The following is a 19,998-nucleotide window of genomic DNA, read 5'->3' on the forward strand; positions in this document are numbered from 1 at the left end:
TCAGGAAACAATTTCAAAGATTCTCAATGCGAGCAATATAAAAACACATAAGATCAGAATTCATTGGTCATTGGTTAAGGAATTTTCTTGCCTGCAGGCTATCGATTTTGCATTAAAAACCGGCCTTAAATTTTTGGCTCTTCGTTGTTTTGTGTGGATATACTCGTAACATAAAAACCAATGCGACCTCGAATTGAAAATCGCCTTATCCACAGGATGACGAAGAGCCAAATTTTGGACTATTTAAATGAAATATTTAAATGAAATTTATACCCTGTTTCTTCTCACAGTTTAGTAAAATATTTGACTGGTGTTGTGGAAATGGAGGCAATTTGTCACGATTCCTCGCTTAACCGAAGACGCATGAGTATCTCTCGATCTCATCAATAAACAAGGTTTAGCTCTCCTGTTTAGCTTCCAGAATAAGTTCATCAAGCATTTATCTATGAATTCACAAAATGCTTTTATAGCTTGAAAGTAATTACGCTGGATGTTCGTACTTGCGTCAATTGACAAAAGTTAACTCAATACAATTAGATCGTTTTTTAGTTTGAAATTATTCATACTACACATCACCAGATCGATTGTATATGAATACCTGAACACAGTAATTGATAAATATATCAACCTCCTTCCAGTTAAAACTAAAAATCACAATTACCGGCTTATCGGGCATGAAAGCCCAAACCATAAGAGTCCATAAATCCAGCTATAAAGATCGGATAGGACCTCTCGAAAGAGAATGAGTTACCTCGTTTCGGGAAAAAATAGATTTCTGGCAGCCAGGGGAGAAGAATCGGCACTATCTCTCAGGATCTGCAAAGACAACCTAATTTAGAAAAGGTGGCATGCATGACAACAGTGTTTGATGTCCCTGCAATGGAACTCATCGAGAAGGTTGCAGGCATACTTAAAGAAAATGAAAAAGTCGTTCCCCCTGAGTGGGCAAAGAACGTAAAGACCGGGGTTCACAAAGACCTCCCTCCGAACAACGATGACTGGTGGTATATCAGAACCGCAGCAATCCTGAGGAAAATCTATACTGACGGGCCTGTAGGAATTGAAAGGCTCAGATCAATATACGGTGGAAAGAAGGACAACGGATCACAGCCGTACCACAAAGCAAAAGGCAGTGGTTCGATTGCCAGAAAGGCAGTACAGCAGCTTGAAGCTGCAGGTTACCTGCAAAAAGTAAAGGACGGAAGAACGGTATCTGCAAAGGGACGTTCTATGCTTGATAATGCAGCCAATGAGCTCAGGCAGGAACTTATTGAGAAGATCCCTGGACTTGCAAAATACTGAGAAAAATTCCATCCGAAGGGGACCTGAAAAATTCATAGGATTCCCTTTCAAATATTATTAATCTTAACCCAGATATTATTAATCTTAATCCAGATTGCTCCGGAAAACCGGTTTTTTAGATGATTGCCATGTCTACAATGGATGACGAACTTGACGAAATCCGAAAGAGACGGCTTGCAGAAATTCAGAGACAGCAGGCGCAGAACCAGCAGCCGGACATCCAGGCGGCTTACCAGCAGGAACAGGCAAAAGCTGAGATGGAAGCTCAGAAGCAGGCCATTCTGAGGCAGATCCTGACCCCTGAAGCTAGAGAGCGCCTTACAACCTTAAAGATGTCAAGACCGGCTCTTGGGGAACAGCTCGAAATGCAGCTGATCTCGCTTGCTCAGAGTGGAAGGCTCCCGTCTCAAATCAGTGATGAACAGCTTAAAAAACTCCTTATGAAGATGCAGCCAAAAAAGCGTAAGACATCTATAACCAGAGTTTAAAAACAATGAGAATTTCGGTCCTGTTTAGCGGAGGCAAGGATAGTTCGCTCTCTGCCCTTTTGATGGAACCGTTTTTTGAAATAGAACTCGTAACCTGCAGCTTCGGCTTGCTCCCAAATGGTGAGCTGGCAGCAAAAACCGCAAAAAGGTTAGGGTTCCCACACAGGGTTCTTTCCCTGGAATGGGAAATCCTTGAAAAGGCTTACGAAGAAATAATAAAGAACGGTTTCCCGAAAAGTGCTATAAATTATATCCACGAAAAAGCCGTAGAAACTCTTGCTTCGGACCCGGAAGTTAAACTCATTGCTGATGGAACCAGAAGGGATGATAGAGTTCCTGTACTCTCAATATCACAGGTACGAAGTATCGAAGATCGATTGGGGGTTCAGTATATCTGCCCTTTAAAGGGGTATGGCAAAAAAACCGTGAGTATTCTTGTAGAGCGTTATCTGAGAATTGAAGAAGGGCCGAGTGAGAATACTCAGAAAGCTGATTACGAAACCGAGCTCAGGGAGTTAATCAGGCAAAGAGACGGTGAGGAGAAAATAAAGGAACTATTTCCTTCCCATATTCAGTCCCATGTGCTTTCCAGGAAAAACTGCCCTGAAGAGAGCATGCCTTAAAATCAGGAAGTCTTCCGGAAGGGGAAAAATTCTGGAATAAAGATTTATACAATAATCGAGTTATATTCAACCCTTATACTGCTGCAGATTAACCAGGACCCTCATAGAATTTACCGGATATGATTTTCATAGAATTTGCCGGATATGGTTTTAAAAACTGCCTCCTAACTGGCAGAAAAAAAACCTCGATTATGCAAGGGTTAAAATCACAATCAGATAATCATTGGATATAACCGGAAATTAACGAAATTAAGTTATTTATAGGTCAACAGGTGTGATCCACTTGAGTCATAACATGAAAGGACAGAAGATACGTCTTGCAAAGGCGCACAAACAGAACACACGCGTTCCAGTGTGGGTTATTGTGAAAACTAACAGGAAGGTCGTGAGCCATCCCAGACGCAGGCACTGGAGAAGAAGAAGCCTGGATGTAAAGTAAGCGAGGAAGGTGGAAAAAATGGCTGACGACATGGTAAAAGAACAAATATATACTATCCCTCTCAGGGCAGTAAGGAAAGTCCCTGCATGGAAAAGAGCAAACAGATCAGTTACTGAAGTAAGAGGTTTTCTTGTAAGGCACATGAAAGTTGATTCTGTTAAGGTCAAACTGGACAAATCAATTAATGAGCGCCTCTGGGAAAAAGGCTGTGAAAAGCCTCCTCTCTCCATCCGGGTCAGAGCTGTAAAATTCGCAGATGGCGAGGTACAGGCAGAACTCGCCCAGTAAAATATATCAGAAGACGCGAAGCTTCAAAGAATATGATTCGAACAGTGGATATTTACGACACCCCAATGATCGGTGTCTTTGCAACCTGCACAGAAGATGTCGTTCTTGTTCCTACAGGAACAAAGCCCGAAACCTGTGCCATACTTGAGGATTCCCTGGATGCAAGGGTCGTTGAGACTCTTGTAAACGGAAGTGTTGTTATCGGAGCCCTTTCCAGAGGAAACTCAAACGGTTTCCTTTTTTCATATGGAACCGATGCCAGGGAGATGAAAGAACTGACCGGAGTTGAGGCTGAGATCCTCCCGGGCAAGCTGAATGCAGTTGGAAACATCGTGCTTGCAAACGATTCCGCAGCCCTTGTCCACCCAGAACTGCCAGACAGGGCTATTGAGACAATTGCCAGTACCCTCAAAGTAGAAGTTTACAGGGGAACAATTGCCGGAATAAAGAATGTAGGGATGGCTGGGGTTGTCACCAACAAAGGGCTTCTGGTGCACCCGAAAGTGACATCTTCGGAAATAGAAACTCTGGAAAAGCTCTTCGAGCTTCCGGTAAATATAGGGACTACGAACTTTGGGACTCAGATGCTCGGTTCAGGCCTGCTTGCGAACTCAAAGAATTATCTGGCAGGTTCAGACACTACAGGCCCCGAACTTGGGAGAATCGAGGAAGCCCTCGGGTTCTTAGAGTGATATTAATCCACCTGTTTCGTAAAAAGTTACAGCGAGAGTGGTGACCAAGATGAAGAGTTTTATTGTTAAAGGCAAATTTAAAGCAGGAAATTCCTGGGAAAAATTCACAAAGCAAGTCGAAAGTCAGAATGAAAAGAACGCGGTTGATAAGGTCTATTCTGTCTTCGGAAGCAAGCATGGTATTAAAAGAAGCCAGATCCAGATCGAAAGCATTGCTGAGGAGTGAAGGATATGGTAGATGTCAGTGAAGAAGATTTCAGGAATCTGGCAGCCAGGCATCAGGAGTTCCAGAGGCAGGCCGAAGGTTTAAGGCAGCAGATGAACATGGTCCAGACTTCTATCACAAGCTGCGACCAGGCAGTCATAACCATCAACGAGCTTAAAACCGCTTCAGCTGAGGGCAGGACTGCCGAAACGATGGTACCGATTGGATTTGGCTCGTTTGTTCACGCCGAAATAAAAAATGCAGAGAAGGTTATTGTGGACCTTGGAGCCGGCTTTAGTGCGGAAGAAAACGCTGATGAGGCCATTGAGACCCTGAACCGCCGCAAAGAGCAGCTTACGAAAATTCTCGAACAGATGAGTGCTTCACTGACTAAATATATACAGGGTATGCAGGCCCTGGAGTCTGAAGCTGCAAAGCTTCAAGAATCCGGCCAGGCCTAAAAACCTGGCTTAGAAACAAAAGGATTTAACTCAAATCCTGCATTTGATAAAGAACTTTTTATTTTGACTTAACTACTATTTTTTATTAGTTTTCCTGGGATGGGATCCTGTGTTCAACAAATTCAAAGAGAAACTAGGAAATTTTAAAAAGGCACTCAGCAGAACTATTGACGATAAAGCAGTAGATATCGAACCTGTGGTTGAGCCTGTACCTGAGGCCGAAGAAGGCTTTGAAGAGGACATTGAGCCCATTCCAGAGGAAGAAGCTCTTGAAACGCTGATCGAAGAAGAAAGTTACGAAGCCGAACCTGTAACAGTTGCCACTACACCTGTCAGGATAGAAGACAGAAAAAAGGCTGAGTACAGGAAAAAACTGGAAAACCGAAAAAAGGCGATCGAGAGCAAAACTGAAGAAGAAAACTTACCTGAAAACGTACCTGAAGAAAAAAAGGGCTTTTTCAAAAAATTCTCAAATATAGGCTTTACAAAGAAAGCAAAAGCCCTGGTCCTTAATAGAGAAGTCTATCTGGATAGTAAAGACCTGGAAGAGCCCCTGTGGGAACTTGAAATGGGGCTTCTTGAAAGTGACCTTGCCCTCTCGGTTTCCGAGGCAATTGTGGAATCAGTGAAAAAGCAACTCACAGGCACAACAAAACGCATTGGCAGCAATACCGGAGAAATTGTAGAGGAAGCCCTGAAAAAAGCCATCATTGAGGTAGTGTCTGCGAATACTTTTGATTTTGATGAGTACGTAAGAGACAAGGAAAGGCCTGTCCATATTGTCTTTGTAGGAATTAACGGGACAGGAAAAACGACATCCATTGCAAAGATGACGCACAGGCTGCTCAAATCGGATTATTCGGTAGTCCTTGCTGCAGGAGATACTTTCAGGGCAGGTGCTATCGACCAGCTTGGAATCCATGCAGACCGGCTTGGAGTAAAGATGATAAAGCATCAACCTGGTGCCGATCCTGCTGCAGTTATTTACGATGCCGTGCAGTACGCAAGAGGCCATAAAATTGATTTTGTGCTTTCCGATACCGCAGGCCGAATGCATACCAACCTTAACCTGATGTCACAGATGGAAAAGATCTGCAGGGTAAGCACTCCTGACCTTATAATTTTTGTAGATGAAGCCGTCGCAGGAAACGATGCCGTTGAAAGGGCTGCACAATTTAACGATGCCGTGCCAATCGATGGGTCCATCCTGACAAAAATCGACGCGGATGCAAAAGGAGGAGCTGCAATATCCATTGCCTATATTACAGGCAAGCCCATTCTATTTTTCGGGATAGGGCAGGGCTATGAAGATTTACAAAAGTTCGACCCCGAATGGTTTATAGACCAGCTTTTTAACCAGTAAACCGAGCTTAAGCTTTAAGCTAACAGAAAAATCGTGTTCCCGAAGTATTTCGGGAGCATTCTTTTCACAAACTCTTCTGGAATTATGTGGAAGAACATTTTAATTTTGTTCAATGATTTTGAGCTTCCATAGTAAGTTTTGGATTTTGCCTGGAAGTTCAGGGCTCTTCAGGAATTATAATCCATGCTATTATATAAGCAACTATACCGCTTCCCGCGCCCACTATAGAAATGAGCAACCATAAAAGCCGTATAAGCGTAGGATCAACTTTAAAGTATTCACCTAGCCCACCACATACCCCTGCAAGAATCCTGTATTTCTTTGACCGATACAATTTATTCATTTAATCGCCCCCTAACTTCAAAATGCTTAACATGCTACTACACTATTCGAGTTATAAGTGCAATTATATTCGATTTGTAAGTACAGTTATATTCGATTTGTAAGTGCAGTTATATTTGATTTGTGAGCACAGTTTTAGACCAATCTTTTTAAAAAAAAGATTGTAATTAATAGATTACTTATATTCGATTTATAAGTAACTCCTTGGACTAAGAAAGTATATATGAAATTTCCATATGTTTACAAGTAAAAGTTAATTTTTCAGGTTTCGCTTTTTTACACACAATTCCTTTTCATATGGGCCTGCCAGAAATTCAGATCCTCAGATTCTCATATCATAGCCCAGGCACTGGTTATGTTTTCAGGTACCAGATCCTCTCCAGATACCTGCACATATACCCTGAATTTATTTCCTGCAGGAACCGTAAGACCTTTTGCAGTGTAATTGAAAACTTCTTCCGGCTCAATTGTAATTGAAGAACTTTCAATTTCATCCCAAAAAGAAAGCTTATCTTCAGCCTGGAGAGCAACGTAAACGGTTGCATTTTCAGCTCTCTCCGAACCCACGTTTCTTACTGTGACATTAATATCTACAACCCCTTCTTTTTTTGAGTATGCACATTGTGCTTTGAAATCAAGCTTAATCATGGGTCTTCTATAGACAGGGACAACATATACAGGCTGGTCTGCATATTCTTCCGGGACTTCACCTATCTGCCAATCACTCCCTGTTGTTTCCAGATAGTAGTAATTGCTTCCTTCGTACTCGAAGCTCCTGCCCCTGTACCCATTGTTACATTTCACCCCGAGAGCCATATGTTCAGGGAGCTCCAGAAGGACAGCATCATAACCCATCTCCTGAAGAATTGCCACGGAGAGAATTGAAGTGTCTTCACAATCCCCGCCGTTCTCATAAAGAGTTTCGTAAGGAAAACGGGGGTACTGCTCATAACCTGAGCTTTCAAGGTCAGAGGTATAGTTAAGGGATTGGACAAAAGAAATACAAAGCCCTGGAATTTGACTTTTTTCAAGCCCGTGAGCTTTCGAGAGAGAAAGTAAAGCCTCTGCAATGTCCTTAATTAACCAGTCATCATATGGATCTGAAGCAAACAGGTCATAGTCTCGGTTTCTAGTCCTGGATTTATATTTTTCATACAACTCATTGTCAAGAGGCAGAGTAAGCTGCCAGTTGCAGCCTTCATAGTCCCAGGAGTAAGTTCGGGAAAACGTTCCAGGAGTAGTTGACTCCTCTGTTATCGAGGCGCTGTAAGGCTCAGAATTTACAGTATCTTCTCCTATCAGACTCTCCCCAGAATCGCCTATATAACAATCTATGGAAGTTTCAGAGTTGAACCAGGTTAAGAGAAATCCGACCAGATAAAGGAATAAAAAGAAATAAAACAAAGCGTTTGAGCTTTTCATAAAATTATCCCCGCCCATAATTTCATAGTTTACGAGTTCATTTCCAGAGATCGTTCCTGAGGTGGGAGTTTACCGGATCCACTTCCATCAGGCCTTCTGGATAGGGTTCAAAAAAGGTCTGATTCGTAAGATACTGGTCTTCAAAGCGCACGGCCCACGACCTGATGATGCTAATTGCGGGGCAAAGAGAGACTTTTCCGTTCCTGTACTTCTGGATCCAGCTAAAAAATAGCGCCTTTTCCTGGTTTGAGAGCCGCTCTGAAAAATGTCCGAAGGCATGCATGAGTACATTAATACTTGAAGTATACCTGGGAGGCCTGGAGAGGGAGCTGTAAAGATGCTTCTCGTACTCAGAAACCAGTTCTTGAAAGGTTTCCTGTTCTTTATTTGCAACAATAGATCCCAGTTTCTTAAGTTCTTCCTGGCTATATACCATGAGCAGATACTTATTTTCGGTATGGAACGCGACAAGATCTTTCATACGGCCTTCGGATTTTACTTTTCGGAAAGCGGCAAGCATAAAAATCCTGGTCATGAAATGTTCTTTTATGCGAGCGTTCCTTAGCCTTCCTTCATCCTCAACAGGAAGATAGGAAAACTCTTTCAGGACTGCCCTCCCGAAATATCCTGAAGTTTTCCCAATTACTGCTGATTTAAGCGATGTAGTCGGGTAAACTTTTACGTCCTTAATGCCGCAAGAAGGAGACCTGTATTTAAGAATAAAACCATCAATCTCTCCTGCAGAACCGAGAAAATCAGTGCAAAATGCCTCCATAGCTTCAGTTACATCCCTGCCACTTGCGGACTGGACAAGCCGCTGTTCCCCATTATCAAGAATAATTCTTAACGAGTCTCTTGGGACACCGAGCCCTATCTCCACTTCAGGGCAGACAGGCAGGAAATCAACATACTCCATGAGGTTTGCCACTATCGAACTGTTTATAATATTCCCGTTGTATCGACAGTGGTCAAACCCAAGGCATCTACTAACTACAACCTTTGGCCGAAAAAACTCCCTCATTTAACTCCCCATATAACAAAGGATTTCCAGCATAAATTATTTTCCAAAAGAAAGTCTTAAAAGACTTATTTCCTAAAAATAAAACGTTAGAAAGTAAGGATCTTCCAAAAAAGACTTTAAAATACTTAATACATAAAAACTAAAAGTGTTGACTGAAAAATGAATTAAAAATAGGTTCACAGGACTTATTTTGGGAAAAAAATAAAAGCCAAAAGAAAATAAGGTTTTAAAAAAAGTATTTTTAACAAAGTAAATTTTTTGTCCGTATTTCGGAACAAATATATAAGAACAAAAATAACTATAGATAGTTAGGGGACGATTGAGGGAAAAAAGGGCTTTTAAGGGGTAAGACTCCAAACTCTTTTAAGGGGTAGCAAGACTTCTAACTCTTTTGAGGGAAAGCCTCTGTACTTGAACTCAGTTTCCGGTCCCGAAAGAAAAAGCATGAGCTTAAAATAGGTGAAAAATATGGTAGAAGCTGAGTATGAACAGATACACATGCCTCTGATCGGAGATGATGCACCGTCATTTAAAGCAGTGACAACTCAGGGACAAATAAATTTCCCTGATGATTACAAGGGTAAGTGGGTTATTCTTTTCAGTCATCCTGCAGATTTCACACCCGTATGTACTACCGAATTCATGACTTTTGCCAGTATGCAGGAGGAATTTAGAGAGATGAACACTGAGCTGATAGGGCTCTCTATAGATAGCGTGTTCTCTCATATTGCATGGCTTAAGAGGATCGAGGAAAAAATCGAGTATAAAGGAATGAAAAATGTAGAGGTAAAGTTTCCGGTAATAGCTGACCTGACAATGGAAGTCGCAAAGAAATATGGAATGATTCAGCCAAAAACTTCAACCACGCAGGCTGTGAGAGCCGTATTTATCATAGATCCTGAGGCAAAGATAAGAGCAATTCTTTACTACCCGCAATCAGCGGGAAGAAATATGCAGGAAATAAAAAGGCTTGTAACCTCCTTGCAGAAAAATGAAACTGAGAAAGTAGCAACGCCTGCAAACTGGCAGCCTGGAGAGGATGTTATTGTTCCAGCCCCCAGTTCGATGGAAGCCGTAAAAGAAAGAACTGGTAAGCTCGAAGAAAACATGTACTGTCTTGACTGGTTTTTGTGCTTTAAAAAAGATAGTAAGAAATAATTAAGAAAATAAAAATTTTCGTGCCTACTAAACCTGGGAAAATACTCAGATTGAGCAAATACTCAGATTGGGAAAATACCCAGATTGGGAAAATACTCAACTTAGGCAAAGCATGATCAATGACCATCTTTTGTATAATTCATGAGCAAATTCTTCTAAGTTTATTTTTTAAATTACTGGTTGTTGATCATGTTTTTTCGGATTTTACTGATTTTTATTTGCACTGCTCAATCACATTGGAATTAATATCAATAGACCTATTTTGTAGGGGTTGAACAGCTACCAAATAAAAAAATGAAATAATATGGAAAAGAGAAATTTACTTCTTTCCAAGTTCTCTTGAGCGTTCGGTTGCCCTTATAACTGCATTCATAAACGCAGCCCTGACTCCAGCCTCTTCAAGGGCATGGACACCCTGAATGGTAGTTCCGGCAGGAGAAGTAACCATATCCTTGAGTTCTCCGGGGTGCAGGCCTGTTTCAAGCATCATTTTTGCAGCCCCAAGTACGGTCTGGGCTGAGAGAGTGAGGGCACTTTTCCTGTCCATTCCTTCAAGGACAGCCCCATCGGCCATTGCCTCAATTATAGGAAAGATAAATGCAGGTCCACTGCCTGAAAGACCTGTAACTGCATCCATTATGGACTCAGACACCTGGACTGCAGTGCCAACTGCAGAAAAGATCTCAAGGGCAGTTTTCACGTCTTCGGGAGTGGCATTTTTACCTGGAGCAATGCCTGAAGCAGCTTCGGAAACTGTGGCCGCAATGTTTGGCATTACACGTATGACTCTTGTGCCAGCAGGAAGCGCATTTTCGTAAGTGGAAAGAGGCACACCGGCTGCAATTGAGATTATAAGTTTATCAGAAGTTATGTCAGCTTTAAGATTTTCGAGTACCGAACCCAGGGTCTGAGGCTTTACTGCCAGGATAAGAATATCAGATGCACTGGCGATAACAGAGTTGTCAGTAGATATATTAATGCCAAGCTTTGCCTTCAGATCGTTCAAGAAAGGCTCGTACACGTCGGCTGCGCCAAGATTTTCAGGCTTTACAATTTCCGCCTTTATAATTCCCTGCATAAGTGCAGAGCCCATTTTTCCTGCTCCGATAAATCCTATCTTTCGGTTCTGATCTACCATATAATTTCTCCTATTTTCAAAATAAGTGTAAATATTTAGGTAATTGCTTCAAAACGTATTTTAAATAAGTATTGAGTAATTTAAAGGGACTTTATAGCCCAAATAAATTTATAAGAAATCAGTAGATTGATAAAACTTCCAAACTACAAGAAATTAATTGGATTCTTCAGAAATCCCAAATTCAGAAATTCCAAAAAACCCAGTTTAATTCTTCGAGTATGCTGGAAATTCCATTCAGTTCTCTATTATGCCGATGTTTTCTTTTTTTATTACATTGCTGTAATTGCTATAGCCCAGAATACCTTCAATTTCGTCGGTGTGGGCTCCTTTGATTTTCATAAGTTCTTCAGAAGTGTAGTCTGTAATTCCTTTTGCAAAGACCCTGCCTTCACACTCTAATCTAACCACATCTCCCCTATCAAAATTTCCCTCAACTTTCACAACTCCTGCAGGAAGAAGGCTGTTTTTTCCGAGGACTGCGGCTTTTGCTCCTGCATCTACACGAATAGTGCCTGAAGCCCTTGCAAGAATGATCCAGCGGGCGCGGTTCTTCTGAATATGCCTTTCAGCCAGGAAGAGAGTGCCTATCTCTTCTCCAGACAAAACCCTTAGAAGAACATCCTTGATTTTGCTGTTTGCAATCAAGACATAGCAACCTGCCATGCTACAGATCTTTGCAGCTTTTATCTTGGTCCTCATTCCCCCTACACCTTTGAAGCTTGTAGGGTCACCCCCATAACTTTCGATTTCAGGTGTGATTTTTTCCACGAGAGAGAGAAGTCTGGCATCATCGTGTATCTTTGGGTTTTTGTCAAAAAGGCCATTGATATCCGAAAGAATAATCAGGAGATCAGCATCGATTTTGCTTGCAACCATTGCAGAAAGTTTGTCATTATCTCCAAAGATTGCTTCAATCTCGTTTGTACAGGTGCAATCGTTTTCATTTATTATGGGAACTACCCCATATTCCAGAAGGGTAGATATGCTATTTCTGAGGTTAAGATAAGATACCCGGTCAGAATAGAATTCATAAGTAAGAAGGATCTGAGCAACTTTTATCCCGTGTTTCGAAAAAGCTTCGCTCCAGTACTGCATAAGGATGCTCTGTCCTACCGCTGCCGCTGCCTGCCTGATAGGAATTTCACGAGGTTTTGGGGCAATGCCCAGCTCATAGAGTCCTACACCTATTGCCCCCGAACTTACCACAATTACCTCTTTTCCGAGCTTTCGAAGTTCGGAGACCTGAGCTGCAATACTTTCCATAAAGGTAGGATCAATACTGCAATTTTCTTTTGTACTGTCACAGTTCTGTTTTGTAAGTGAGGAAGTACCTATCTTGATAACGATTTTATTAACATCATCGAGAAATTGATTTCTATCTGTCAATCACAAGGCCTCGTAAAATGTTTTGGGAATACAACTGAAATAAGTAACAGCTGCAATCCGAATTTCCATCGCTTGCACTCAATTTGAGCTGGTATTCCAATTCAGATATATAAACATATCATAATTCTTCGGAATTCTTCCGCAGGGTTTCAATTTACATCTTCAAACTTAAGGTCAAGTTTTCTGTGCGTATAGGGTTTTGCATTTTCTCCTGCGTAGTCTGCAACAACCTGCCCTTTCCCTAGCAAGATGTATTTGTAGATCAGAAGACCTTCCATGCCTACAGGCCCACGGGAATGGATTTTGTTTGTGCTTATTCCAACCTCGGCTCCTTTTCCATAACGATAGCCGTCCGCAAAACGGGTTGAGGCATTTACCATAACACTTGAAGAATCAACAAGCCCTGTGAACTCTTTTCTTTTTGAAGCATTCTCAGTGATTATTCCATCGGTGTGATGGGAACCGAAAGTGTTTATATGGTCGATAGCTTCCTTTATGGTATCAACGAGTTTTATCGAAAGAATGAGATCATTGTACTCAAGACCCCAGTCCTCTTCCGTAGCTCGTGAGAGAGTAGAAAGCCCTCTTTTTTCAAGCAGAGTATAACTATCCTCGTCACAGCGTAATTCAACCCCTGCACCAAGGTACATATCTGCCATCTTCGGCAGAAAAGCATCTGCAATTTTACGGTTTATCAGAAGGGTTTCAATGGCGTTGCATACTGCAGGATACTGTACTTTGGCATCGAAGCAGACCTTCCAGGCTGTATCGAGATCCGCATACTCGTCCACATAGATATGGCAGATCCCGCTGGTATGTCCCAGTACAGGGATCTTCGTATTTTCCTGGATAAACTTGACAAATTCATTTGAACCTCTGGGGATGAGAAGGTCTACATAAGCATCAAGACTCAACAGGTCCATTATCTCTTCTCTGGTTTCCATAAGTTGGAAAGCCCCTGCTGGCATGCCGTCTGTGGATTCTATGGCTTTTACAAGAATCTGAAAAATAGTGCGATTAGACTCCCGGGCTTCACTCCCACCTTTGAAGATGGTCGCGTTCCCGCTCTTAAGGCAAAGGGACATAACCTGAGGCACCACGTCAGGTCGAGATTCAAAGATAACACCTATAAGGCCAATCGGACAGCTCACCTGGTAGAGAATGAGGTCTTTGTCCAGCTCAAGAGTAGAGAGAGTATCTCCTACAGGATCTTTGAGCTTAATTACATCTCTGATTCCTGCAATCATTCCATCGATTTTTGAGTCACTTACTTTAAGCCTGTCTACAAGAGCTTGAGTGAGCTTCCCTTTCTTTTTCAGTTCTGCTGCAGCTTCAAGATCTTTTGCATTTGCACCCAGAATAGCTGTCCTTTCCTTGTCCAGAGCCTGAGCCATGGCCTCAAGCGCCAGGTTTTTTACTTCCGTACTTACACTGGAAAGTTCAATCGATGCCTTTTTTGCCTGTATTACTTTGGATTTAATATCTTCAGCCATATAATCACCTTCTAATATAATGATTCATGTATGCCTTAATGAGGGAACTGGGCAGCCAAACCTGTTATTGTATCAGTTAATTTACAGAAGATTCGGCATTATTCAACAACGGATAGAAGTAAGATCTTACTATTGATTACAGGTAACGGTCTTATTAGTAAATTACAGGTAACGGTTTTATTACTAAATTACAGGTAACGGTCTTATTACTAAATTACAAATGATGGGACTTACTATTGAAAGTGCTGAACTTAGATTGAATATCAGAAATAAACTAAAGATCATTTTTTCTTTAAATATCGGGGGTATATCCATAATTCTAAAGATGTATAAATTCTTCCGCTGCATTCATAAAGTAAACACGACGAAAAGAAAGAGAATACAGTTATGTAATACCTTTTGATACCTTATTGTACGCGATTTCGGTATATGATATAGCGAAGTCCTAGATAAAAGATGTCATTTTAGCAAGTAACATTTTATTTTTAAGATATTATATATAACATTGTATTTTTAATAGATTATTTAGAATTTTTTTACTTTTAATATTTTATAATTAATATTTTGTTTTTAATATTTTATTTAGAATTTTTTACTTTTAATATATGATCATGAAGCTCTTACATTTAATATTCAATTTTAATATATTATACTGAATATATTATTTTTAATATTTAACTTATGATATATACTTTAGGCTTTTAAGTCTGGGAATTTATCTGATGGCTTATATCAGCAGCTCAAGTTTGTGAAAATATTCATATTTTAAATTCACCTGAAATAAGTCTCTATCTTATTAAAGTTTATTTTAAACCCCATAAAAATTGGCAATTAGCCTTGAGTAGCTTAATAGAATGAATAAAGTTACCATGGTTTTAATTATGTTAAAGTTGAAAATTAATAATAAGCTTATAGGAAATTAATTTTTTAATGTATGTTTATAAAAAAAATAGGAATTATATAAAAATACTAGAAAGGTAAAAAGTCAAAAAAGCTTTTTTACTTGGAAAATAAAACTTTTTCATTAATAGATATTATTTCAAAACGAATATATATACGATGAATATAACTATAGAATACACGACTCCATTACCTGGAAGCGTATACTACATCTGAAAAAAGAAATTGCAAGGTACCCTTATAATTTTTGAAGATCTCTTGGATAAGAGAAATGAAATTTTACAGCCTTGGGGACCAGACCATATATAAGTGCCGTAAAAGCGATAAAAAGACCAGAGGAGGTCTGAAATGTCCGAAAAAACCTGGCTGTTCAGCATTTCTCATACACAAAGATTATTATAGGGGTAAATCCATATCGAAATGGGGATAACTTCAGTATATTGGTGGTGTGTAAAAAATGAAATCATTCGCGTTAGTCCGGGCAGACGACTCGGATAAAGTAAAAATAGCCTTACATGATTTAGAACGATACGGACATATTCAATTTTCAGCTACTCCAAAATGCATAGAACCAAACTATGCTGATGAGCTTCTTGTTAGTGTAATGGGCGTATCCCTCAAGTCAAAATGTAACTCTGCAGCACTGGTGGAGTTGAATAATCATGCAGGAGCGGCAATTAGCAGACTAAAAAAAATTCATCCTCCCGCTCACATAATCATCATTAGTCCAAGGCACAAAATGTTTGAAGAACTGGCTGGCAAGTTTCCAAAATATCCGGAATTTGATCGAACATTCAACCATCAGAAGAATCCACAGAGTATGGAGATAATTCAGGAAAAAGCAGAACCTAATCCTATGCATAAAGAATGAACTAACTCTGTCAATTGTTAATGTTAACTTTAATATTTGTTTTCAATATTAATTATGATATTAATTTTAATATTAATTTTAATATTAATTTTTGAACTTGACCTTTAAATTTCATTTTTCAGATTTAGACTTATTGGAAATCTTGCTTTGAACAAAAGCCCGTTTTTACTCTCAGCCTGGAAACATAAGTGTACAGGCTTTCTACATCTTTAATCTCCTTTTGAGATATGAGTCGGAGTTTGTTTCGGATCTCAAGTTCGGGTTTCAAACCGAAACTCTGGAAGTATCCTGAAAGTTTTATAGCCAGAATGTCACCTCGTCTGTCCCAATCAGTTAGTATAACTACTTCACTACCAAGCCGAGCAATTTTCTCAGAAAAATTAAAAAGAGATTGACGAGTTGCGAGTTCAAAATTACCTTCTATTCCAAGCCTTTTCAGTGAGAGGACATCTCTTTTTCCTTCAACAATGATAATTGCTCCCCGTCCAGAATATTCGGAGAGTTCTGAGAGCAGTTCTTCAATTCTTTCAAGCCTTTTTCTGTAAATTTCAAGATCAACCACGTTTTCTGCAACCTTTTTATTAATTAAAACTTTAAGAGAACTGCAGTTTACTTATAAACAGTTTACTTATAGACAGTTTACTTATAGGCACTTTACTTATCAGGAAACAAGGAAATAACTCATAAAGTTCGGTTATTTTCAAATGTAGTTTTTAAATTTCTGGATTATTTTTTTAAATGCGCTCCAAAAACTGAAACTGCCTGTTGATATGAAACTCCTTTTAACAATAAAGACTTCTTACTGCTTGTTGCCCCACTGTTTATGAGAATATCCGAACTGTTAATTGCAAAGAGCTCAGCAAAGCATTCTACCAGCTGTTCGTTTGCCTTTCCTTTCTGGGCATTTTTTGTTAGTTTTACTTCAATTCGCTTGCGCCACTCGTTATAACCGCTTGGAACCGAAATCGACCTGGAGCCTGGAGTAACCTCTATATCAACAATTACACCTGAACCCAGATCTGTTATTGCCTCTTCGAAGGACATATCTTTTACCTTTCTGGAGGGATTCTATAAATCAATAACGGACTGACCCTTTAAAGTAAAGAAATAATAGGAAACAATGGGAGTATAAGATTAAAGAAAGAGCTTTTACAAGAAGGAGAAAATAGTGTTGTAGCCCTGGCGCACTAACTCCGAAAGCTCATCCTCTGGTTTTCCGCAGTCACTTTCAGTTACCCTCGTGCAGGGCAGTGTCACACTATTGATGTACCGCATTGGGGTTGTCTATGCATTCACAGTCAGGATTTTCCATTACCTCGTGCAAGGACCTATACAATGCGACAAAGTCATATTATATACATGGTGATATATAAAAATGTCGGCAAACCCTAGATTTACTACATTGTATATATATTAAAAAACTATTTGTATTAAAAACCGATTTCTCTTACAAGAAACGATTTCGATTATAGGGGCAGTATAAGAACCTGATAATTTGGAAAGATAACTTTAAAGAATGCAGAATTAACTGCGATATGAAAACAACAAACATAACAAAAAACTATAAAAGCATGAAATCAGGCGACGGGCGGCGTTCTTAGCAAAATTTCGTTCTCAAAAAAATGCATTCTCAGAAAGTTATATTTTAAAGATTTATATATCCTGAAAAAATTATAATGTAAAAAATCTGAAGAAAAACTTATATATTATGTATATGTTTGCTCTTCCAGAAATTAAGCACATATGCTTAATGAGTAGCTGAGGTGCTATATATGTACGGCACTGAACAGATAATTCCCGGGACAATTATTGCAGGCCCCGAACTGGAACCTATTGAGGGGTATATCTGCGTAAAGAGAGGAATAATTACGGAAGTTGGGGAAGAGCGTACACTCTCTAAGAACATAATTGCTCCCTGTTTTGTCAATGCACATACTCACCTTGGAGACTCGGTATTCAAAGACCCTCCTCTGGGAAAAGTTTCCGGCTTTCGGACTCAAAGAGACCTTGATGCTCTTGTAAAGCCTCCTGATGGGTTAAAGCATAGGATATTAAGAGACACACCATACAAAACCCTGATTGAGGGCATGAGAAAGTCCTTGCTGGACATGATAGAAACCGGGACCTGTGCTTTTGCGGATTTCAGAGAAGGGGGTGTTGTAGGGGTAGCAGCTCTGAACAAAGCTCTTGAAGGACTTAACCTTCATTCCATGATATTGGGCAGACCTACAGAGCCTGAACTGCCTCTTCAGGTTGTACTGGCAGAAGTAAGAAGAATTCTTCTACGCTCTACCGGACTTGGAATGAGTGGGGCAAATGACCTTGATCTCGAACTATTGGAGAATATTGCTACCTGCACACGGAAACATAGAAAATTCTTTGCGATCCATGCAGGAGAAAAAGATACGAGCGACATAGAAAAAGCATTGTCACTTGAGCCAGATCTCCTGATTCATTTGACAAATGCCACAAAAAAAGATCTTGAAGACGTGGCTGATGCAAAGATTCCTGTTGTTGTCTGTCCCAGATCTAATCTAATTACAGGAGCCGGAATTGCACCTGTTGCCGAGATGCTGGAAGCTGGGATAAAAGTAGCTGCAGGAACGGATAATGTAATGTTAAATTCTGTAAATATGTTTGCTGAAATGGAATTTATGTCTAAAATTTATTCCATTGATGACAGGCAAGTATTTAAAATTTGCACACTTAATAGTTCCTTTGTAATGGGATCTGATTCTACGGGTTCGATACAAAAGGGGAATAAAGCTAATCTCATGATCCTGAATGGAAATTCCAATAATCTTGCAGGGATAAAGAACCCCATAAGTGGAATCACAAGGCGGGCAAGACCCGATGACATACTATCAGTACTTCATTCGTAAAGCAAATGGAGAACAGACATGATGAGCGAATTTTACCGGAATATAGTGATTGCAACAGACGGATCCGAGAACAGCCTTAAGGCTATTTCTTACGGTATTGAGATTGCAAAACTCAGCGGGGCCACGGTTCACGCTCTCTACGTAATAGATATAACTTCTTTTTCTTCGATACCTATGGATGCGGGATGGGAAGCAATGTATGATACCCTGAGAGAAGAAGGGGAAAAAGCAATATCCATGGTACAGGAACGCGGAAAAGGCTCAGGAGTTGAGGTAAGAGAAGTGCTGTTGGAAGGTCACCCGAGTAATGAGATTATAAATTTTGCAGAAAACAATAATGCTGACCTGATAGTTGTGGGCACCCTCGGAAAAACCGGGCTCGACAGGTTTCTGATGGGAAGCGTTGCAGAGAAGGTAGTAAGAGGCTCAAAAGTCCCGGTCCTGGTCGTCCGGAGTGAAAAACAAGGTTAAGACTTTCTGCCAACTGGAAGCCTTGTGAGAAAATAGAGATAGGGGAAAGAAAACCAGGATTCAGAGTATACAAAGGTGTAGATTACATGCCAAAAAACATCTTCATTGAAGATATCATGGTAAGGGATGTAGCAAGCGCAACCCTTCCAGGTTCAAGGGATGAGGTTCTTAAAATTCTTAAGAACAAGCACATATCAGGAGTTCCGGTACTTAAAGACTCCAAAGTTGTGGGAGTTGTAACAAGGACAAACCTTTTACAAAACCCTGAAGAAGAACAACTGGCTCTTCTTATGACACGTGATCCGATAACCATATCCTCCGGATCGGATTTGCAGACTGCAGCACGCTTACTTTTGGAGCACCACATAAGAAGGCTTCCAGTGGTCGATGACGGGAAACTTGTAGGGCTTGTTACCGTGGCAGATATTATAGGCACAATTGCGGACATGAACATCGATATTCCGATAAAGGACTATGTGGAAAAGGAAGTCGTTGCGATTTACAGTGAAACACCTCTGCCTGTTGCTGCCAGAATTATGGAACTCGCAGGTGTTAAGGCTGTCCCGGTACTTGATTCAAACCTGGAGCTCATAGGAATAATCTCGGATCGTGATGTTATTGCTGCCAGCATAATTGAAGACAGTGTAGAGATGTCAGATATGTCTGCAGGCCAGGACGACGATGCGTGGACCTGGGAATCGATGCGAGACACCATGAGCATCTACTATAGCGTCTCAAGGATTAAGGTTCCCAACCTGAGCGGCAGTGATATAATGATAAGGGAGCCGATCACAGCTACGTATATTACATCCGTCAGCGACTGTGCACGGAAAATGAAACGGAACAGGATTGACCAGGTTCCGATTATCAATTCAAACCGGAAACTTCAGGGACTTTTGAGAGACCATGATCTCCTGAAGCCTTTGATAGAAATCGAATAAGTTAAGATTAAATCTCGCTTCTAAGAACCGTTAAACGTTTTTAACGTGAAGCGAAGAATAATAAAGCTATTTAAGAAAAATAAGGCTATTAATGCCTATTCAAAATTTATTC

General features: G+C 40.3%; 22 protein-coding genes. 14 read left to right on the forward strand and 8 right to left on the reverse strand.

The genetic code is table 11. The features are described 5' to 3' along the window. The first annotated feature begins 852 nt into the window (after window positions 1–852). The 9 genes from MSVAZ_RS16495 to ftsY all read left to right on the forward strand — a co-directional run bounded on the left by MSVAZ_RS16495 (window position 853) and on the right by ftsY (window position 5,861). Window positions 853–1,302, forward strand: coding sequence for a 30S ribosomal protein S19e (locus tag MSVAZ_RS16495; RefSeq protein WP_048122745.1), 450 nt, complete (start codon window positions 853–855; stop codon window positions 1,300–1,302). A 119-nt stretch (window positions 1,303–1,421) separates the two neighbouring features. Further along, window positions 1,422–1,790 carry a DNA-binding protein gene (locus MSVAZ_RS16500; protein ID WP_048122747.1) on the forward strand — a complete coding sequence of 123 codons (369 nt, stop codon included), beginning with the start codon at window positions 1,422–1,424 and terminating at the stop codon, window positions 1,788–1,790. A 5-nt stretch (window positions 1,791–1,795) separates the two neighbouring features. Next, a complete protein-coding gene (locus MSVAZ_RS16505) occupies window positions 1,796–2,413 on the forward strand; it encodes a DUF7411 family protein (RefSeq protein ID WP_048122749.1) in 618 nt (205 codons plus the stop codon). A gap of 283 nt (window positions 2,414–2,696) precedes the next feature. Further along, window positions 2,697–2,852, forward strand: a complete 156-nt coding sequence (locus tag MSVAZ_RS19815; protein WP_011305491.1) for a 50S ribosomal protein L39e — start codon at window positions 2,697–2,699, stop codon at window positions 2,850–2,852. An 18-nt stretch (window positions 2,853–2,870) separates the two neighbouring features. Further along, window positions 2,871–3,140 carry a 50S ribosomal protein L31e gene (locus MSVAZ_RS16510; protein WP_048122751.1) on the forward strand — a complete coding sequence of 90 codons (270 nt, stop codon included), beginning with the start codon at window positions 2,871–2,873 and terminating at the stop codon, window positions 3,138–3,140. Between the two features lie 32 nt (window positions 3,141–3,172). Then, entirely contained in the window at window positions 3,173–3,832 is a 660-nt protein-coding gene (locus MSVAZ_RS16515) for a translation initiation factor IF-6 (protein ID WP_048122752.1), read from the forward strand. A gap of 49 nt (window positions 3,833–3,881) precedes the next feature. Next, a complete protein-coding gene (gene rpl18a, locus MSVAZ_RS16520) occupies window positions 3,882–4,058 on the forward strand; it encodes a 50S ribosomal protein L18Ae (protein WP_048122754.1) in 177 nt (58 codons plus the stop codon). Between the two features lie 5 nt (window positions 4,059–4,063). After that, the gene (pfdA, locus tag MSVAZ_RS16525; protein WP_048122756.1) at window positions 4,064–4,498 is read left to right on the forward strand and encodes a prefoldin subunit alpha; all 435 of its coding nucleotides are present in this window, start codon (window positions 4,064–4,066) and stop codon (window positions 4,496–4,498) included. Between the two features lie 109 nt (window positions 4,499–4,607). Beyond that, window positions 4,608–5,861 carry a signal recognition particle-docking protein FtsY gene (gene ftsY, locus MSVAZ_RS16530; protein ID WP_048122758.1) on the forward strand — a complete coding sequence of 418 codons (1,254 nt, stop codon included), beginning with the start codon at window positions 4,608–4,610 and terminating at the stop codon, window positions 5,859–5,861. A gap of 157 nt (window positions 5,862–6,018) precedes the next feature. On the opposite strand, the gene MSVAZ_RS16535 is transcribed toward ftsY, so the two are convergent. The 3 genes from MSVAZ_RS16535 to MSVAZ_RS16545 all read right to left on the reverse strand — a co-directional run bounded on the left by MSVAZ_RS16535 (window position 6,019) and on the right by MSVAZ_RS16545 (window position 8,646). Continuing rightward, window positions 6,019–6,204, reverse strand: coding sequence for a PspC domain-containing protein (locus MSVAZ_RS16535; RefSeq protein WP_048122761.1), 186 nt, complete (start codon window positions 6,202–6,204; stop codon window positions 6,019–6,021). 329 nt (window positions 6,205–6,533) lie between these two features. Further along, on the reverse strand, window positions 6,534–7,625 hold the full coding sequence (locus MSVAZ_RS16540; protein WP_048124252.1) for a hypothetical protein: 1,092 nt from the start codon (window positions 7,623–7,625) through the stop codon (window positions 6,534–6,536). 37 nt (window positions 7,626–7,662) lie between these two features. Further along, the gene (locus tag MSVAZ_RS16545) at window positions 7,663–8,646 is read right to left on the reverse strand and encodes a YbgA family protein (RefSeq protein WP_048122763.1); all 984 of its coding nucleotides are present in this window, start codon (window positions 8,644–8,646) and stop codon (window positions 7,663–7,665) included. Window positions 8,647–9,114: 468 nt separating this feature from the next. On the opposite strand from MSVAZ_RS16545, the gene MSVAZ_RS16550 reads away from it, so the two are divergent. Next, the gene (locus MSVAZ_RS16550; RefSeq protein WP_084626181.1) at window positions 9,115–9,804 is read left to right on the forward strand and encodes a peroxiredoxin; all 690 of its coding nucleotides are present in this window, start codon (window positions 9,115–9,117) and stop codon (window positions 9,802–9,804) included. 319 nt (window positions 9,805–10,123) lie between these two features. Here the strand turns inward: MSVAZ_RS16550 and proC are convergent, their stop codons facing one another. The 3 genes from proC to MSVAZ_RS16565 form a co-directional block, all read right to left on the reverse strand. After that, entirely contained in the window at window positions 10,124–10,942 is an 819-nt protein-coding gene (proC, locus tag MSVAZ_RS16555; RefSeq protein WP_048122765.1) for a pyrroline-5-carboxylate reductase, read from the reverse strand. Window positions 10,943–11,176: 234 nt separating this feature from the next. Then, window positions 11,177–12,328: a glutamate 5-kinase gene (gene proB, locus MSVAZ_RS16560; protein WP_048122767.1), complete on the reverse strand. Its 1,152-nt coding sequence runs from the start codon at window positions 12,326–12,328 to the stop codon at window positions 11,177–11,179. Window positions 12,329–12,477: 149 nt separating this feature from the next. After that, window positions 12,478–13,821, reverse strand: a complete 1,344-nt coding sequence (locus MSVAZ_RS16565; protein WP_048122770.1) for a glutamate-5-semialdehyde dehydrogenase — start codon at window positions 13,819–13,821, stop codon at window positions 12,478–12,480. Window positions 13,822–15,178: 1,357 nt separating this feature from the next. Between MSVAZ_RS16565 and MSVAZ_RS16570 the strand changes: the two genes are divergently transcribed. Then, window positions 15,179–15,592, forward strand: coding sequence for a DUF356 domain-containing protein (locus MSVAZ_RS16570; RefSeq protein WP_048122772.1), 414 nt, complete (start codon window positions 15,179–15,181; stop codon window positions 15,590–15,592). 130 nt (window positions 15,593–15,722) lie between these two features. On the opposite strand, the gene MSVAZ_RS16575 is transcribed toward MSVAZ_RS16570, so the two are convergent. Together MSVAZ_RS16575 and MSVAZ_RS16580 are read right to left on the reverse strand one after the other, a co-directional pair. Continuing rightward, complete coding sequence (locus MSVAZ_RS16575; RefSeq protein WP_048122774.1) at window positions 15,723–16,154, reverse strand: toprim domain-containing protein; 432 nt, start codon at window positions 16,152–16,154, stop codon at window positions 15,723–15,725. Window positions 16,155–16,318: 164 nt separating this feature from the next. Next, on the reverse strand, window positions 16,319–16,636 hold the full coding sequence (locus tag MSVAZ_RS16580) for a DUF167 domain-containing protein (protein WP_048122776.1): 318 nt from the start codon (window positions 16,634–16,636) through the stop codon (window positions 16,319–16,321). Between the two features lie 728 nt (window positions 16,637–17,364). Between MSVAZ_RS16580 and MSVAZ_RS16585 the strand changes: the two genes are divergently transcribed. The 3 genes from MSVAZ_RS16585 to MSVAZ_RS16595 all read left to right on the forward strand — a co-directional run bounded on the left by MSVAZ_RS16585 (window position 17,365) and on the right by MSVAZ_RS16595 (window position 19,886). Then, complete coding sequence (locus MSVAZ_RS16585; protein ID WP_048122778.1) at window positions 17,365–18,474, forward strand: amidohydrolase family protein; 1,110 nt, start codon at window positions 17,365–17,367, stop codon at window positions 18,472–18,474. 18 nt (window positions 18,475–18,492) lie between these two features. After that, complete coding sequence (locus MSVAZ_RS16590; protein WP_048122780.1) at window positions 18,493–18,945, forward strand: universal stress protein; 453 nt, start codon at window positions 18,493–18,495, stop codon at window positions 18,943–18,945. 86 nt (window positions 18,946–19,031) lie between these two features. Next, a complete protein-coding gene (locus tag MSVAZ_RS16595; RefSeq protein ID WP_048122782.1) occupies window positions 19,032–19,886 on the forward strand; it encodes a CBS domain-containing protein in 855 nt (284 codons plus the stop codon). Window positions 19,887–19,998 lie beyond the last annotated feature (112 nt).

Origin of the sequence: Methanosarcina vacuolata Z-761 (assembly GCF_000969905.1) — an archaeon.
GTDB lineage: Archaea > Halobacteriota > Methanosarcinia > Methanosarcinales > Methanosarcinaceae > Methanosarcina > Methanosarcina vacuolata.